The 16,568-nt window shown below is 54.8% G+C and carries 16 protein-coding genes; 4 read left to right on the top strand and 12 right to left on the bottom strand.

What is annotated here, in order from left to right:
- Positions 1-80 precede the first annotated feature (80 nt).
- Positions 81-1,886, bottom strand: a complete 1,806-nt coding sequence (locus ACTJJ1_RS05985) for a sigma-54-dependent Fis family transcriptional regulator (RefSeq protein WP_409442610.1) — start codon at positions 1,884-1,886, stop codon at positions 81-83.
- A gap of 276 nt (positions 1,887-2,162) precedes the next feature.
- On the opposite strand from ACTJJ1_RS05985, the gene exaC reads away from it, so the two are divergent.
- On the top strand, positions 2,163-3,683 hold the full coding sequence (exaC, locus tag ACTJJ1_RS05980; RefSeq protein WP_440832768.1) for an acetaldehyde dehydrogenase ExaC: 1,521 nt from the start codon (positions 2,163-2,165) through the stop codon (positions 3,681-3,683).
- 45 nt (positions 3,684-3,728) lie between these two features.
- Positions 3,729-4,754, top strand: a complete 1,026-nt coding sequence (gene adhP, locus ACTJJ1_RS05975) for an alcohol dehydrogenase AdhP (protein WP_020439033.1) — start codon at positions 3,729-3,731, stop codon at positions 4,752-4,754.
- A 9-nt stretch (positions 4,755-4,763) separates the two neighbouring features.
- Here adhP and ACTJJ1_RS05970 read toward each other — a convergent pair whose 3' ends face one another.
- The 6 genes from ACTJJ1_RS05970 to ACTJJ1_RS05945 all read right to left on the bottom strand — a co-directional run bounded on the left by ACTJJ1_RS05970 (position 4,764) and on the right by ACTJJ1_RS05945 (position 10,623).
- Entirely contained in the window at positions 4,764-5,792 is a 1,029-nt protein-coding gene (locus tag ACTJJ1_RS05970; protein WP_440832767.1) for a zinc-binding metallopeptidase family protein, read from the bottom strand.
- A 96-nt stretch (positions 5,793-5,888) separates the two neighbouring features.
- Positions 5,889-6,101, bottom strand: coding sequence for a hypothetical protein (locus ACTJJ1_RS05965; protein ID WP_006325255.1), 213 nt, complete (start codon positions 6,099-6,101; stop codon positions 5,889-5,891).
- Positions 6,102-6,142: 41 nt separating this feature from the next.
- Positions 6,143-6,241 (bottom strand): YoaK family small membrane protein, encoded by a 99-nt coding sequence (locus ACTJJ1_RS05960; RefSeq protein ID WP_139281192.1) that lies wholly within the window; start codon positions 6,239-6,241, stop codon positions 6,143-6,145.
- 377 nt (positions 6,242-6,618) lie between these two features.
- On the bottom strand, positions 6,619-8,376 hold the full coding sequence (locus ACTJJ1_RS05955; protein ID WP_440832766.1) for an ATP-binding cassette domain-containing protein: 1,758 nt from the start codon (positions 8,374-8,376) through the stop codon (positions 6,619-6,621).
- A gap of 240 nt (positions 8,377-8,616) precedes the next feature.
- Entirely contained in the window at positions 8,617-9,399 is a 783-nt protein-coding gene (locus tag ACTJJ1_RS05950; protein WP_440832765.1) for a Fic family protein, read from the bottom strand.
- Between the two features lie 120 nt (positions 9,400-9,519).
- Positions 9,520-10,623, bottom strand: coding sequence for a succinylglutamate desuccinylase/aspartoacylase family protein (locus ACTJJ1_RS05945; protein ID WP_440832763.1), 1,104 nt, complete (start codon positions 10,621-10,623; stop codon positions 9,520-9,522).
- A 14-nt stretch (positions 10,624-10,637) separates the two neighbouring features.
- Between ACTJJ1_RS05945 and ACTJJ1_RS05940 the strand changes: the two genes are divergently transcribed.
- Positions 10,638-11,093 carry an Lrp/AsnC family transcriptional regulator gene (locus ACTJJ1_RS05940; RefSeq protein WP_062790820.1) on the top strand — a complete coding sequence of 152 codons (456 nt, stop codon included), beginning with the start codon at positions 10,638-10,640 and terminating at the stop codon, positions 11,091-11,093.
- Positions 11,094-11,099: 6 nt separating this feature from the next.
- Here the strand turns inward: ACTJJ1_RS05940 and ACTJJ1_RS05935 are convergent, their stop codons facing one another.
- The 5 genes from ACTJJ1_RS05935 to ACTJJ1_RS05915 form a co-directional block, all read right to left on the bottom strand.
- Positions 11,100-11,822: an ABC transporter permease gene (locus ACTJJ1_RS05935; RefSeq protein ID WP_006325235.1), complete on the bottom strand. Its 723-nt coding sequence runs from the start codon at positions 11,820-11,822 to the stop codon at positions 11,100-11,102.
- Positions 11,822-12,514: an ABC transporter permease gene (locus tag ACTJJ1_RS05930; RefSeq protein WP_004944436.1), complete on the bottom strand. Its 693-nt coding sequence runs from the start codon at positions 12,512-12,514 to the stop codon at positions 11,822-11,824. Before ACTJJ1_RS05930 ends, ACTJJ1_RS05935 begins: the two co-directional genes overlap by 1 nt.
- A 55-nt stretch (positions 12,515-12,569) precedes the next feature.
- Positions 12,570-13,343, bottom strand: a complete 774-nt coding sequence (locus tag ACTJJ1_RS05925; protein ID WP_004944430.1) for an ABC transporter substrate-binding protein — start codon at positions 13,341-13,343, stop codon at positions 12,570-12,572.
- A gap of 27 nt (positions 13,344-13,370) precedes the next feature.
- Positions 13,371-14,132 carry a dimethylarginine dimethylaminohydrolase family protein gene (locus ACTJJ1_RS05920; RefSeq protein ID WP_004944429.1) on the bottom strand — a complete coding sequence of 254 codons (762 nt, stop codon included), beginning with the start codon at positions 14,130-14,132 and terminating at the stop codon, positions 13,371-13,373.
- 160 nt (positions 14,133-14,292) lie between these two features.
- Entirely contained in the window at positions 14,293-15,231 is a 939-nt protein-coding gene (locus tag ACTJJ1_RS05915; RefSeq protein WP_440832759.1) for a LysR family transcriptional regulator, read from the bottom strand.
- A gap of 96 nt (positions 15,232-15,327) precedes the next feature.
- Here ACTJJ1_RS05915 and ACTJJ1_RS05910 point away from each other — a divergent pair, with 96 nt between their 5' ends.
- Entirely contained in the window at positions 15,328-16,545 is a 1,218-nt protein-coding gene (locus tag ACTJJ1_RS05910; RefSeq protein WP_004944423.1) for an MFS transporter, read from the top strand.
- Positions 16,546-16,568 lie beyond the last annotated feature (23 nt).

Below are 16,568 nucleotides of genomic sequence, written 5' to 3'. Positions count from 1 at the left end.
ACCTAAAACGTGAATTAATCTTGTTGGTGACCTGTTATTTGAAGGGCTAATTTCACCTTGGTTTTCTGGTTTAAGATCATTCAATCTGCACCAAGGCGCTTTTTCTCCATTTTGCGATAAAGCGTGCTGCGCGATACGCCCAGCGACTTGGCCGCCTGGCTGATGTTGCCGTTGGCATTTCTGATGGCGGCGAACACCTCCGGCTCGGCTTGCGAAACGGCGTCGGCCTCCGCGCAAAGCGGCGGCAACGCGTTGAACTGTTCCGGCAGATCCTCAAGAGCTATCAGGTTGTCGTCATCCGCCAACGCCAGCAGCACCTTCAGCGTACTCAACAGCTGCCGCACATTGCCGGGCCACGAATAGCGGGCCAACGCGGCCAGCGCGTCCGGCGCCAGCCTGATGCCGCGCTTATCGGCGCCCAGCTCATGCCAAAGGCTGAGAATGAAGCGATCGACATGCGCCCGCTGCCGCAACGGTGAAATGCACAGGCTGAACTCCTGAATGCGGTACAGCAGATCCTCGCGGAATTCCCCCGCCGCCACCAAGGTGTTCAGATTGCGGTTGGTGGCGCAGATCAGCGTAAAATCTACCGAACAGGCATGGCGGCTGCCCAGTGGCGTGACGGTTTTTTCCTGCAGTACGCGCAGCAACCGCGTTTGCAGACTCAGCGGCATATCGCCAATCTCATCCAGGAACAGCACCCCGCCGTCAGCCTCCCTGATCTTGCCGGCGTAACCTTTGGGATTGGCGCCGGTAAAGGCGCCGGGCGCATAACCAAACAGCTCGGATTCGATCAGGTTTTCAGGCAGCGCCGCGCAGTTGATCGCCACGAAGTTGCCGTCCCGCCATTTGCTTTCCTGGAACAGCCGCCGGCTGAAGTGCTCCTTGCCGCAGCCGGTTTCCCCGGTAATGCACAACGCGAGGCCGGCGTTCACGATCCGCAACGCTTTCTGCTTGTCTGCGCCGTCCCGATCAAAAGGCTGAACAAAGGGCCTGACGACATGCGAATGCCGCTCTGGCATCTCCAGCAGCGAGTAATAACGGCGACGGTTGGCCGCTCGTGTCTGACAGGGTGCATCCAGCGTCTGTCGCGACAGCTCCGGGAACAGCGTGGCGAAATCCAGCGCCCCAAAGGACGCCGGTGAAAGGTTAAATTCTTGCATCGCCAGCCGGTTGGCGGCGGTAAGAACGTCATCGCGGAAGACCAGGATCAGTTCGTGCGCAGTGCCGAGGGTATGCGCATCGCTGTGCAGGCTGAGTGTCCAGTGTTGATCCGTGACGGTGCTCTTCACCCATTGATGTTCAATGTGCCGCACCGCCTGCAGAATCAGTGACCGGGCATCGCCGTACGGGCGTTGCACCGGCGTTGAGATATCCAGCACCCCGCCTATTTGCCCGTCGGGCCGAAAAATCGGTGCGGCGGAACAATAAAGCCCCGAGTTCTGATTAAGAAAATGCTCGTCGCCGCTCACCTCGCACAAACCTCCCAACGCCAGCGCGGTGCCGATCGCGTTGGTGCCGCGCTCTTGCTCCCCCCACTGATTGCCCGGCGCCAACGCTATGCGCGACGCTTTGCGCAAGAAATGGGTATTGCCGCAGGTCTCCAACACCAGCCCGCTGGCGTCAGACACCACAATGATGGAAGGTTGCCGATTGATTTGGCCCTCCAGACGCGCGATCAGCGGCTGGGCCAGCTGCGCCACCCAGCCGTTTTGCCCGCGCACTTCATTCAGCACGGTCGGCCGAACAAAAGGAACGTGGTCGTCGGCCCGGCTCAGCCCGTAGTGCTGGCTACGCTGCCAAGACTCTGACAGTGGGCTGGGGAGAGGCCTGCTTTCATGGTCGGAGGCGAACCCCGTTACGGCTGTCCGTTCTTTATGCAACATGACTTTCTCCCGCGCAAAAGTGTTGCATTTTTGTATCATGAATGTGTCTCATGCGTTGCGACATGGGACACAAAAAATAATAGAAATGAATGATAAATCACCGATTTTATTGCCGGCACTAGATATTTATAGCTGTTAACTTAATGATATTAAACAGGTTCAAAAACAAACATCGACAAGATGGAACAATGTGGCATAGGCAATGCTTATGTTTAGGCACGGTGCCACAACCTGGTACCCCTCCTACAGCCCGTGTTCCTTTGAGAGGTGTTTAACATGAAATATGTCCATCCCGGTTTGCCTGGCTCGCTGGTTTCTTTCAAACAACGCTACGGCAACTACATTGGCGGCAAATTTGTCGAACCCGTTTCCGGTAACTACTTTACCGACACCTCCCCGGTAACCGGGAAAACTGTCGCCGAGTTCCCCCGCTCCGACGCCCAGGATATTGAGCGGGCGCTGGATGCGGCGCACGCCGCCGCTGAGTCCTGGGGAAACACCAGTGCACAAAATCGCGCAAACGTGATGCTGGCCATCGCGGATCGCATGGAATCGCAATTGGAAATGCTGGCGCTGACCGAAAGCTGGGACAACGGTAAGCCGATCCGCGAAACGCTGAATGCGGACATCCCGCTGGCGATCGATCATTTCCGTTACTTCGCCGGCTGCCTGCGCGCGCAGGAAGGCACCGCCGCAGAGATTGATCAAAACACCGTGGCCTACCATATTTACGAGCCGCTGGGCGTAGTTGGACAGATTATCCCCTGGAACTTCCCGCTGCTGATGGCGGCCTGGAAACTGGCCCCGGCGCTGACTGCCGGTAACTGCGTGGTGCTCAAGCCGGCAGAACAGACGCCGCTCAGCATTTGCGTGCTGCTGGAACTGATTGGCGATCTGCTGCCTCCGGGCGTGCTCAATGTGGTTCACGGCTTTGGCAAAGAGGCCGGCGAGGCGCTGGCGACCAGCAAGCGCATCGATAAAATCGCCTTTACCGGCTCAACCCCGGTGGGCAGGCATATCCTGGCTTGCGCGGCGGAGAATATCATTCCCAGCACCGTGGAGCTGGGCGGTAAATCACCCAATATCTTCTTTGAAGACATCATGCAGGCCGAGCCGGAATTTATCGACAAGGCGGTTGAGGGACTGATCCTCGGCTTCTTCAATCAGGGTGAAGTCTGTACCTGCCCTTCACGCGCGTTGATCCAAGAGTCAATCTACCCGCAATTTATAGAAAAAGTGCTGGCGCGCATCACCGCCATTCGTCAGGGCGACCCGTTTGACACCGACACCATGATCGGCGCACAGGCGTCCCAACAGCAGTTCGACAAGATCCTCTCTTACATCGAAATCGCCAAAAACGAAGGCGGGAAAATCATCGCCGGCGGCGAGCGTACCCACCAGGAACAGACGTTGCAGCAAGGTTTTTATCTCCAGCCAACGCTCATCACCGGTAATAACAGCATGCGCTTCTTCCGTGAAGAGATCTTTGGGCCGGTCATCGGCATCGCCACCTTCAAAGACGAAGCCGAAGCGCTGGCGCTGGCCAACGACACCGAGTTCGGGCTGGGCGCAGGCCTGTGGACCCGTGACAGCAACCGCGCCTATCGCATGGGCCGTGCGCTCAAGGCCGGACGCGTCTGGACCAACTGCTATCACCTCTACCCGGCGCACGCTGCCTTCGGGGGATATAAAAACTCCGGTGTCGGCCGTGAAACGCACAAAGTGGCGCTGTCGCATTACCAGCAGGTGAAAAACCTGTTGGTGAGCTATGACGCCAAACCGCAAGGGCTGTTTTAACTGAATGTTGCCTGTTCCAACCCTACAACTTCTCGAGGTCTGAAAATGAAAACGATGAAAGCTGCTGTGGTGACTGCGTTTGGACAACCGTTGGTGATTAAAGATGTCCCGATCCCGGAGGTCACGCCCGGAAAAATCCTGGTGAAAATTGCCGCCACCGGGGTGTGCCATACCGATCTGCACGCAGCCGACGGTGACTGGCCGATCAAACCCAACCCGCCTTTTATTCCTGGGCATGAAGGCTCCGGTCACGTGGTAGCGGTGGGCGCCGGCGTTACCCACGTAAAAGAAGGTGATCGCGTAGGGGTGCCCTGGCTTTACTCTGCCTGCGGGCACTGTGAACACTGTCTCGGCGGTTGGGAAACGCTGTGCCATTCCCAGCAAAACTCGGGCTATTCGGTTAACGGCAGCTTTGCCGAATACTGCCTGGCCGATGCCAATTACGTGGGTATTCTGCCCGACAACGTCGATTTTCTGTCTATCTCACCGATCCTCTGCGCCGGCGTCACCGTCTATAAGGGTCTGAAAATGACCAATACCAAGGCCGGCGACTGGGTGGTCATTTCCGGTATCGGCGGCCTTGGGCATTTGGCGATCCAATACGCCACCGCGATGGGGTTGAACGTGGCGGCGGTCGACATTGACGATGACAAACTGGCCTTCGCCAAAAGCCTGGGCGCTTCGGTGGTGGCTAACGCGCGAAACGTCGATCCTGGCCGCTTTTTCCATCAGGAATTCGGTGGCGCGCACGGCGTGCTGGTGACGGCGGTATCGCCAAAGGCATTCGAACAGGCGACCACCGTGATGCGACGTGGCGGCACCATGGTATTGAATGGCTTGCCGCCGGGCAGTTTTGACCTTTCAATATTCAATATGGTGCTGGAAGGCACGACGGTGCGCGGTTCGATTGTCGGGACGCGCAAGGATCTGCAAGAGGCACTGGACTTTGCCGGCCGTAATAAAGTCGCGGCAACCATCTCGGTAGAGCCGTTGGATCAAATCAACGACATCTTCGGCCGCATGCGCGAGGGCAAAATCACCGGCCGCGTGGTTGTGGATATGTCGCTTTAAGTCAACGCATCAGGGCACTGGTTGATCGGTGCCCTTTTTATTCGCGTCGGCAATGGTCTGGTGAATAAATCGCATTTTCTCCAGGACCGGTGCAGGCAACACAAAGGGATAAAGATCGGCATGCCCCATCGAACGATTGAGTTGATTCAGCGCCCAGGAGACCGGTAGCCACTGCCCGATCAGGCGATCAAAATCCGGGGTTTCATCTGAATGGTTGAAAGCGGCGTCTGGCGCGGCAAAACCGTAAGCCGCGGCCGTGTCCAGGGTGTCGCGAATATGCAGATAATGAGCAAAGGTTTCCGCCCAGTCCTCCGCAGCGTGCATGGTGGCATAGGCGGAAACGTAACATTCATGCCAACCTTCCGGGGCGCCCTGCCGGTAGTGCCGATCGAGCGCCTGCTGGTAATCCGCATCCGGATCGCCAAACAGATTGGCAAATGCCTGCCGCTGTTCGGGCTGAATGATCAGTTGATCGTAATAGTAATGCCCCACCTCATGACGGAAGTGACCCAGTAACGTGCGGTAAGGTTCACCCATGGAGATACGACGCTGCTCGCGGTGAACGTCATCTCCCTCCTCCAGATCCAGCGTAATTACGCCGTTCGCATGGCCGGTGAGCACCTGGCGCCGTTCGCTGGAAAGCAGCTCGAAGATCAGCCCATTGTTCGGATCGTCATTTTTACTGACTATCGGCAGGCCCAACTCGGTCAACTCCAGTATCAGACGGCGCTTGGCCGTTTCGGCTTCGGCAAACAGCGGGAGCGCTTCCGCATCATCATCCGCCGGCCGGGTTTGGGTCAGGCTGCAGGAGGCGCACAATTCCCCTTCTTGCTCCACCAGCCAGTTGCACTGTGCAATATGCATATTGGCGCACAGGTGCCCCTGTTCCGGGGGATCGTTGCCCGCAAGGTCGGGAGCCGCGATCGCTACCAATTTTCGACCTGGCAAATCGAACCCCAGGGAGCTCGAACAGGACAAACACAGCGAGTTTTCAAACGACAGCTGCTGCCCGCAGTTCGGGCAAGAAAAGTTACGCATGATCAGGCTTCCTTAGCGGCAGAGGACGTGTGGGCGCTGGCGCCAGAGACAGCTTAAAGGTAGCCAGGAAGGTTTGAGTTAGTCAATCGGCTCGGTTCAGGCCTTGGTTTTAGCTTTGGTTTTGGTGATTTTTGTCGCTTTGGCGGGATTGCCGGCAACGAATTCCAGGGTTGGCGAGTAGTAAAAAGGCAACCAGGCATGGTAACTGCTTTCCCACTCCCACTTGACGGGGCAAGGCCACAGAATATCTTCATACAAAATGTAATAGACCCATCGCCCATGCGGGCGGCGCGGTTTTGCTGTGCTCATAGACACTGACTTCTCTGGCCCGATCGATTACATGATGGCGCTCAACCGCCCGGAGTCGCATAGCCGCCGACAATAAACAGGGTCAGCAGAGCCAAGGCCGCAACAATAATCGCAATAGGGAAAAAATAACCGATCTTCATTTTTAATTCTCTTTGTCATCAGGCGCTACGGGACTACAAGCGAATTTAACATGGACGGCGGTCGGCTAGCCATCTTTCCCGCTATTCATTCATGGCATGGGTGAGTTCAATCGGCCCCAGGATCATTGCCACACCTTTGCAACATGAACTGGCTTGAGAGATTGGCGAAGGGTATCGGGCGCTAATTACCGCATCTCCCGCCAAACGGATGACCTCGCCTGACGAGGTGGCGATTTTGGCCACTTATTCGCTTGGCCCGGACGCCGGGTTCGTTACCGGCAGCTAACTGCTGATAGAGGGCGGCGTTATCGCGGCGATGCGTGCCAACCGAGTGGCATTACCCGGTTGATACTCTGCAGATGCGGCGGCGAGTGTTGTTATCGCCTCGCCTCTCTCATAGCCTCTTGACGCAGGATCGATTGGATATACGTATTTGTGTTTTTTAACGCGACAAAGTCACCTCTGTCGACGATACGACCTTTTTCGATGACTATAATTTCATCAGAAAAGTCGAAGGTTGAACTCCGGTGGCTAATGTTACATATCATTGCATGGGGATAACTGTTTTTGATATTTGTTATCACCCCTCTCTCATTGATGACATCAAGTGCCGATGTAATTTCATCGAGAATAATAATCCTGGGATTTCTTAAAAATAAGCGAGCCAGAGATAACCGCTGACGCTGACCGCCTGATAACGTCATGCCATTGTCACCGATTTTGATATCCAGTAAGTTCGTACCGTTATCACTCGCCAGATCGTCGAATCTTGCCAGGTTCAACGCTTGGGTTAATTGCTCATCAGTGGCTTCGGGACAGGCAATTTTGAGATTAAACCGCAGAGTATCCATAAAGACATAATCATTTTGCGATAGATGAAAAATCACATCCGCCCGCTCCCTCGCTGAAAACTGATGAATGTCCCGATCATTGATCAGGATGTCACCTTGCTTGGTTTCAATCTGTCCGGCCATGAGTTTTGCAATGGTGCTTTTTCCTGAGCCACTGCTGCCAGTCAGAGTAACAAAACACCCTTTGTGAATTTCCAGGTTGAGATTATTAATAATATATTCATCTGCATTTTCATACGAAAAACACACATCTACCATTTTTAACGAATCAACGGTCCCAGTCCAGGGGTGCCCCGCATTGTACTCCATGGTCTTACCAAAAAACGACTGTATAAAACCATGCAGAGATATTGTCGATTTTTGTAGTGCCGTGTACATGGAACCAATATTTTCCAAAGGGGATGACAATAATAATATATAGGATGAAATCATAATAAAATGGCCTATATTTATATTGCCAATCGCAGTTTGATACAAAGAGTAGATAAATGACGTTCCAAAAAAAACAATATTACAAGCAGACTCAATCAACAGGAATCGCATATCTGCCTTCAAAAGGCGCTCATGCTTGGTTTCGATGTTGTTTAAAAGCTTCTCGTAACGACCAAATAGATAATCATATGAATTACATACTTTGGCTGCCCCCATATTTTTCACACTATCGGTGATGAGACTGTACTTTTTTACTGAGGTTGTATAGAAGTCATTGTATAGCTCTACAATTCCAGGATTAAAAATCCTTTTGACAATAAAGTAAATCGAGAAGTAAATTATAAAAAGAGAAGCGACAATATAGTCACCAGAGGCAATAATAATGACAATGCTGAATATCAACTGCAGCAAGGGAGGTATAAAGTTATGTGAAATATTTCGTAGTACTATTGTCAATTCGTCTATAGCCTGATTCAGACGCTGTGTGATATCACCTGTGTTTTCATTGTTCTTTATAGCATCATCATCATAAAATAAATTTTTGAAATAATTATTAGTCATGCTTATTACAAGATTATTTTTCAAAGAAGTTAGCAATATGAAATTTAACGCTGAAGACAGTTTTCTCAGACTCATAACAACAATGTAGCTTAACGCAAGCAAGTAAATCACAACTGGGAAATCAAGTTGTTTACTGTCAATTACGCCAACCAATCTTGCCATAATAACCGGTTGAATGGAAATCAAGATAGTAGAGAAGAATGAAATGGCTATAATGACGAAAAACTTGATCTTGACGGGTAAGTCGGAAGTATGTTTAAAGTACCTGAGTATAAACCAAAACTTGTTCATCTAGCTTCCTTTCGTCAAGGAAATGAAACATAACGGGGGCCCCCGTTATGTTTTTAAAAGTTTAGAACCTGTTAAATCTTCTGTAACCCAATACCGGATCGATTTTATCAACCTGCGTATCTGTCATAGTTGTTGTTTTTATCAATAAAAGATCTTTTTCAGTTAACATACAATCTCCTTTTATCAAATTAAATAATATATGTAGCATACAATTATATAATTACATACTAAATATATTATTCACTTGAAATCATGTGAATTGTGAATAAGGTCAATGCATTTACAGTAAAATATGATGATGGGTTCCCAGCCAAGAAATAAAAATGCTTCCCGTAAACTTAAAACGTATCCACTTCTGGCTATATGACATAGCTCCGTTATCGGGATGTAGCTTTCTGCATCTCGTTCCAAAATTACATTAAATAACACTCTAGACACGCGTCCATTACCATCACTCAATGGATGAATGTGCATCAAAAAAACCGATGCGATAATTGCGCACAAAAGTTTATTTTCTTTGCTTTTATTTAATATAAACGTTCTTAGCAATCCCAACTCTAACGATAAAAACTCAACATCCAAGAATTCTGTATAGCTGCCATCTGCTTCAGGTACAGTTCTGACATTGATGTTTCGAATGGCATTATTTTTATTTAATGAACGGCCAGAATATTCAATGAATCTATTGAAGCTGTCGTCATCTTTTACGATATCGAGTAATTTTACCTCAAGAGAGCTAAAAACCGTAAAGTCGTTATGACTGTTATCGTTCTCGTTGGCGAATAGGTCATTATCAACATATGGACTCAAGCGATGTTGTAACACATAAAAATCATTGTTTTTTATTATTTTCTTAACACCACTCACAAACCCATCGTAATGATGACCTGCTGCAATCCCATCCTGCAAAGTTGATTCGGCTTTGATTAGAGCCTGCCATGTTTCTTCTTTTATCTTTTCATACTGAGGGTAGCTCAGTCGTAGCAACTTAATCACATTTCCTTGTAATAAGTAGCTTTTCATAAAATACTCCATTAGTGTCGCACTCCTGATTAGTTTAAACATCCTAATCTATTGATTTGACACCCACATTTCATATTTATTACTTTTTTCTAACGGTACTACTCTACTAATGGCCCCTTCTCACGACGCAAGGCCACCGCCGCCTTTATAGGGCGTTTTACCGGCGATCTTCATGATCTCCGCCCCGAGGGTGACGAAGGGTGCGCGGCGGCTGGCATAGATTAGCCCGCCCGCCTGGGCACGCACCGCTTTTACCGTATCGGTGATCGGGTCAATGATTTCCGCCACGGCTTCATCCGCCTCCACCCACTCACCCGGCTGGCGCAACGGCAGCAGAATGCCGCTGGCGGGCGCGGTAACAATCTCCCCGGCGGCAAACGGCAACATGGCGACGTCCAACTGAGGTATTGCCGGCGGCTCGCCCGCAATTGCGCCACGGTGCTGCAAATAGCGATAGAGACGTTCGGCATCGTTGCCGGCCAATTGGTGCCCGATATCCTGTTGCCCGCGCAGTTCCAGCGTGACCGCCATGCAGCCGGGTTGCAGGTTTAACGCGGGATGCCGCAGCGCCAGCCGATGCCACGGCAGCCCACAGGCTTCGTCAAACGAGCCGCCCCCGCTGTCTTGCGAAAGCAGCACCGCGCCGATCCCCATACAACGCGCCAGATCTTCCGCCTGCTCGCGCCAGGCCGGGTCGGCATACATATGCAATATCGCGCGGTCATCGCAATGCAGGTCCAGCACCACATCGGCATCGCAGGCCAGTAACAGCAATTGCCGGCGCAGGGCGTCCACCTCGCTGCGGTCCGGCATAGCGTGCAAGGCTTCGCGCATCGCGGCGCGTACCTGCTGCACGGCAGGCTCCGACGAGACAAAGGCCTCCTGATGCAGCAATAGAGCCAAATCGGGAAAGTCGCGATTGAAATTGCGGCCGCTGACCAGATCAAACCGCCCGACGCCGCCGTTGAGCAGCACCTGCGCCAGCCCCAGCGGGTTGGCCACCGGGACAATGATTATTTCACTTTGCAGTTCACCGCGCCGTTCCGCCTGGCTGAGTAATCTTTTAAGATAATGCAGCACCAGCATGCCCGGCAGTTCGTCGGCATGCAGGCCGGCCTGCAGGTAAATCTTTTCGCCCAGGCCGGGCTGGCCGAAATGAAAACTGGTGAATTGGCGCTGCCCACCCAGGGCATGTTCAGGTAACTTATGATGTTTACTTTTCATTGGACGTCCTATCTGTGGAAAAGAAAGCCCGGCTTGATCGAATCGACAAAAAAATCCTTGAAATACTGTGCCGGGATGGCCGCATTTCCTATCAAAAGCTCTCCGAGCAGGTCAACCTGACCGCTCGCCCCTGCCAGGAACGGGTGCGCGGGCTGGAGCGCGACGGTATTATCCGTGGCTACCGCGCCATTATCGAACTGCCGGAACCGGAACATGCCTTTGTGATACAGGCGCAAATCGCGCTGGCCGATCACGGGCATTCCCAACCCGCGTTCGAGCAGGAAATGCGCAATACCCCAGAGGTGCTGGATTGCTGGCTGGTCAGCGGCAGTTTCGATTTTCTGGTGCGCATCGGTTGCCGCAGCATGGAAAGCTACCGGTTGCTGGCCGACGCCTGGCTGACCAGCAAAAAATTCCGGGTGGATAAAATCGTTACCCTGACCGAGTTGCAATCCATCAAGCGATCCTGAGCCGCCTCAGTCACGGCGGATAAAGGCCAGCCAGCGCCGTTCTGCCCGCGAAAACAGGAAGATCAGCAGGAAGGTGCAAAGCAGATAAAGCGCCGCCGCCATCAGGAAGGGAATAAACGGCGAATAGGTGGCGGCGTAAAAAGCGCGTGCCACTCCGGTAATGTCCAGCAGCGTCACCGTGCTTGCCAGCGACGTGGCGTGCAGCAGAAAGACCATCTCGTTATTCAGCGCAGGAATACCCCGCCGTAACGTCGCCGGCAGCACCAGTCGGCGAATTATCTGCCACTGACTCATGCCGAACGCCTCACCGGCGACCCACTCCTGCCTGGGAAAGGTCCCCATCATGCCGGCCAACAGTTCCGCGACGTAAGCGCTGGTATTGAGCACCAACGCCAGCGTGGCGCAAAAGGTGGCGTCACGAAACAGCAACCAGAAAGGCTGATCGTTCTGCCAGCCCAACTGCACCACGTCGAACTGCGACAGCCCGTAGTAAATCAGCATCAATTGCAGATACAGCGGCGTACTGCGGAAAAAATAGGTCACGCAACGGATTAACCAGGACAGCGGGCGCGGGCCATACACCTGGCCGATCGCCATCAGCACCGCCAATAGCAGGCCCGGCACCACCGACAGCAAAAACAGTTTGGCCGTCAGCGCCAGCCCCGTCACATCCGAACCGTCGCTCCACAAAAAAGTGGGCGTCACTTCCAGCATATCTTGCAGAGTCATCAGCGTGCTCCTGCTGCGGTCGAGGAAGCCAGAGCGTAGCGGCGCGCCAGCAGGCTAAAGCCCCAACTGGAGATCGCGGTAATCACCATATAGATCAGCGCTACCAGGAAATAGAACAGGAAGGGTTTTTGCGTTGCCCGCCCCGCCTGCTCCGCCAGCCACACCATGTCCTCCAGCCCCAGGATCGACACCAGCGCCGAGGCTTTCATCAAGCCGAGCCAGTTATTGTTGATCCCGGGAATGGCAAAACTCAGCATTTGCGGCAGCAAGACGCGGCGAAATACCTGCCCTGGGCGCATGCCGTAAGCCATTGCCGCTTCCAGTTGCCCGCGCTCAACGGTGAGAAAAGCGCCGCGAAAGGTTTCCGTGTAGTAAGCGCCAAACACGAAACCAATCGCCAGCACGCCGGAGATAAAGGTGTTGAAGCGCAGCGGCCCCAACCCCAGCAGGCCAAGAAAGCCGTTGACCAGCATTTCGCCGCCAAAGAACAGCAACAGCATAATCACCAGTTCGGGAATGCCGCGCACCAGCGTGGTGTACCCCGTCGATAACCAGCGCAGCCAGCGCGGGCCGAACAACTTGATCAGCGCATTGATCAGGCCGAGCGCCAGCGCCACCGCCAGAGAAACCAGCATCACGCACAACGACAGCGCCGCGCCGTGTGCCAGCAACGGCAAATACTCGATGACCATTCCCGGCCTCCCATACTTGACTTGATACCGGGCCAGCCGGCGTCAGCGCGCCGGTTTAGCCGCCGTAAATGTCGAAGCTGAAATATTTTTTCTGGATGGCGTCATAGGTGCCGTCGGCACGGATGGCCTTAATGGCGCCGTTGAGCGCGTCACGCAGCGCCGGGTTGTCTTTGCCCACCGCGATGCCCACGTCGGAGGAGATGCTGCTGTCCGTAATCGCCGGGCCGGCGAAGGCAAACTTCTGCCCGCGCGGGGTATCGATAAAGCTGCTGGCCGCCTGGGTATTGTCCTGCAACGACGCATTAATCCGCCCGGACATCAAATCCAGATAGACATTGTCCTGGTTGGCGTAAGACACGATCTTCACGCCCTGTCCGGCCCAATGCTTTTTCGCATAGGTTTCATGAATGGAGCCGGTCTGCACGCCGACCGTTTTGCCTTTCAGGCTGGCGGCATCCGGCAGCAACGGGCTGCCCTTGCGCGCCACCAGTTGCGCCGAACTGCGGTAGTAGCGATCGGTAAAGTCCACTTCCTTTTTACGCTCGTCGGTGATGGTCAGCGAAGCGATAATGGCATCGAACTTACGCGCATTGAGCGCCGCGATCATGCTTTCAAAAGGCTGTTTGACGAAAACGCATTTGGCATGCAACTGCGTACACAGCGCATTGGCGATATCGATGTCAAAACCGGTGATCTCGCCGCTGGGCGAAAGCACGTCAAAAGGCGGGTAACCGCCGTCGACGCCAAAGCTGATGGTATCGAAAGACTGGGCCGCCGCCGGGCCACCCAGGGCCAGGCTGGTCAGTAGAACCGCTAATGTTTTTTTCATGGCTGAGATCCCCGGTGCAAGAAAGCGCTAGAAACGAAGTGACAGGCAGGTCAGGCCGCCGTCCATTTTTTTAAATTCGCTGGTGTCGAGCTGAACGATGGGCATGCCCAATTTTTCAATTTGGGCCAGCGTGTGCGGGTAACCCCGTGGGGTAATCAAGGTATCGTTGATCCACAGCGTGTTGCCGGCATAGGACTCCGCTTCCGGGATAACGATGGCGTTGAAACCGCTAAAGGCAGGATGGCGTTGGTAGTCTTCCGTCAGCAACAAGGTGTTGCGGCCAACATAGTTGACGATGGATTTCAGGTGCAGACCGGCGCTGACTTCAATGGCGGTCACCCGGTAGCCATAGGGTTCTACCGCAGCGGCAAACTCGCCAATGCCGGCTTCATCGGTGCGCGCCGTCAGGCCAATAAAAAACTGACGATCGACCAACAGCACGTCGCCGCCGTCAAGGTGGCCGTGCCGGCTCATCCGCACCACCGGGCGCTCGCCTTCAAACAGCGGCGCAATGGTGTCCACCTCGCCCTGGCGGCTCGGCGCACCCGGGTGGGTGATCACGGCCAGCTCCGGCATGACCACCGCCGTGTCTTCCACAAAGTGGGCGTCCGGGAAGGCCGGGGCCGCCGGTAACACCGTCACTTTCAGGCCCAGGCGCAGCAAGGTATCCACATAGGCCAAAAACTGACGGCCGGTGGCGGCGATATCCGGCGCGCCCAATTGAGCGGTGGTCTGGCCGCTGCCGCAGCTATCGGCAGGGAGTCTGGCAATGGCTTGAGTAAAGTGCATGGGCGATTCTCTCGAGTGAAATGGACGGTAGGTGTTCTTCGATTATCAAACAGATACCGTCGCCAATCAGGTTGAATCCGCCCGCCTGCACTCTACATTTACGCTGTTTATCGCTCCGCTGACGACCTATTCCGCTGTACGCAGCACGAAGCCGCCCCCCTCACGGCACTGGCGCCTGTGCGCCGGTGATGCGTGGCATCACTTCTTTCATCAACTCGAGGAATTTACGCAACCGCGCCGGATAATAACTGGCATAGGGGTAAAGCAGATAAATCGGCAAGGGCGCGGCGTGCCAATCCGGCATCAACGGGGTAAGCAACCCCTGCTCCAGATCCTGTTTGACCACCCAGGATGACAGCATGGCCACCCCCACGCCGTTCAGCGCCGCCTTGCGCACGGCATAAAGGCTGTCGGTACTCAGCCTGGGGACGATGTCAAAACGGTAATCTTCGCCGCTGGCGGTATGCGTCAACGTCGCTTCATTGCGATAAAAACTGTTTAGCGCCAGCCAGGGCAACTGCGCCAAATCGCCGATCTGCGCCAGCGGCGTATGGCGCGCCAGCAGTTCAGGCGCGGCCACCACAATGCGCGGCACCTGCGCCAACAGCACCGCAACCACCGAAGGATCGGTCACCGCACCGACGTGGATCGCGCAGTCCACGCCTTCGGGAATGAAATCGGGCGAATGATCGTTGAGCGTCCACTCTACGCTGGTCTGACGATAGCGTTGCAGGTAATCGCCCAACGGCCCAATCAACTGATCCTGGCCAAAGGCATGCGGCGCGCGCACCCGTAAAACGCCCACGGGTTCATCGCGCACGCCGCGCAGTTCGTCCTCCATGATTTGCCAGTGTTCAATCAACTTGCGCGCATGCTGATAACAACGCTCGCCGTCGTCCGTCAGCTTCATGGCGTGAGTCGTACGCTGGATTAATTTAACGCCAAGCAGTTGCTCCAGCACCTGGAGACGCCGGCTAATGGTGGGCTGCGAGGTGTTCATTTGCGCCGCAGCAGCCGAGAGGCTGCCGCTGTCGACAATGCGCACCAGAGTTTGCAGCATGGCTATACGATCGCCATTGGGAAATGGATTTTTATTCATACGTATTACGTATAACAGTTTTACCCGTGCTGGGGCTACAGTTTCCGCCGAAAACTGGCAAGAATAGCCCCACTTTACTCGTTCTGGATAACCGTCATGAGCCTGATTTCAACCACTGCCACCGCGCCTGACCCTGCGCTTTCCGCCAAAATCGTTTTCCTGCTGGCCGCCGGCGCCGGTCTGAGCGTGGCGTCCATTTACTACAGCCAGCCGATGCTGAGCATCATGGGGGATACGTTCCACGCCGGGGTCAGCGATACCGGTATGGTCCCCACGCTGACCCAGGCGGGCTACGCGCTGGGCATCCTGCTGCTGGCTCCGCTGGGCGACCGTCACGATCGCCGCCAGATCATTCGGATAAAGGGCGTGCTGCTGGCACTCACCCTGCTGATGTGCGGTTTTTCTTCTTCATTTCCGCTGTTGTTGCTCAGCAGTCTGGCGATCGGTTTAGCCGCTACGGTGGCGCAGGACATTATCCCGGCGGCCGCCACGCTCGCTTCGGACGCCAACCGGGGCAAGACGGTGGGCACGGTGATGACCGGGCTGCTGGCCGGCATTTTACTCTCACGCGTGTTCAGCGGCGTGGTGGCGGAATATTTCGGCTGGCGCAGCGTTTATATGCTGGCGGCATTGGGGGTGCTGGTCATCACCCTCACGATCGGCGCAGTGCTGCCGCGCTTTAAACCCAACACCACGCTGAGCTACCCTGCGCTGCTGCGCTCATTGGGGAAACTGTGGGCCGACTACCCGGAACTGCGGCGTGCGGCGTTGGCTCAGGGCTTGCTGTCGGTCGCCTTCAGCGCTTTCTGGTCGACGCTGGCGGTGATGCTGGCGGAAAAATATCAGCTTGGCAGTGCCGTAGCCGGCGCTTTTGGGCTGGCAGGTGCGGCCGGTGCGTTGGCAGCCCCCCTGGCAGGCATGCTGGCCGATCGTCACGGGCCGGACTATGTCACTAAAATCGGCGCTGCCATGGTGGTGTGTTCATTCGCTCTGATGTTTCTGCTGCCCTGGCTTCCGCTGCCCGCCCAACTGGCGCTCATCGCGCTGAGCGCGGTAGGTTTTGATCTCGGTATCCAGGCGACGCTGGTGGCGCACCAGACCATTATTTACGCCATCAACCCGGCAGCCCGCAGCCGCCTGAATGCCATCATGTTTACCCTGGTGTTTATCGGTATGGCGAGCGGCGCCGCTCTCGGCAGCAAAGTTCTCGAAAGCGCCGGTTGGCCGGGCGTCGTATTGCTGGCCACGCTGGCGGCAGCGGGCGGTTTGGCGCTGAGAATGCTGGCCAAACGCGCCCCGCGCACCGCCGGTTGAGCAGTAAAATCATCCCGCAATAG

Source organism: Serratia sp. 22264, from assembly GCF_052045345.1.
Taxonomy (GTDB): Bacteria; Pseudomonadota; Gammaproteobacteria; order Enterobacterales; family Enterobacteriaceae; genus Serratia; species Serratia plymuthica.
The sequence above is the reverse complement of the archived record's forward strand: the minus strand, read 5'-3'. Positions and strand labels throughout refer to the sequence as shown.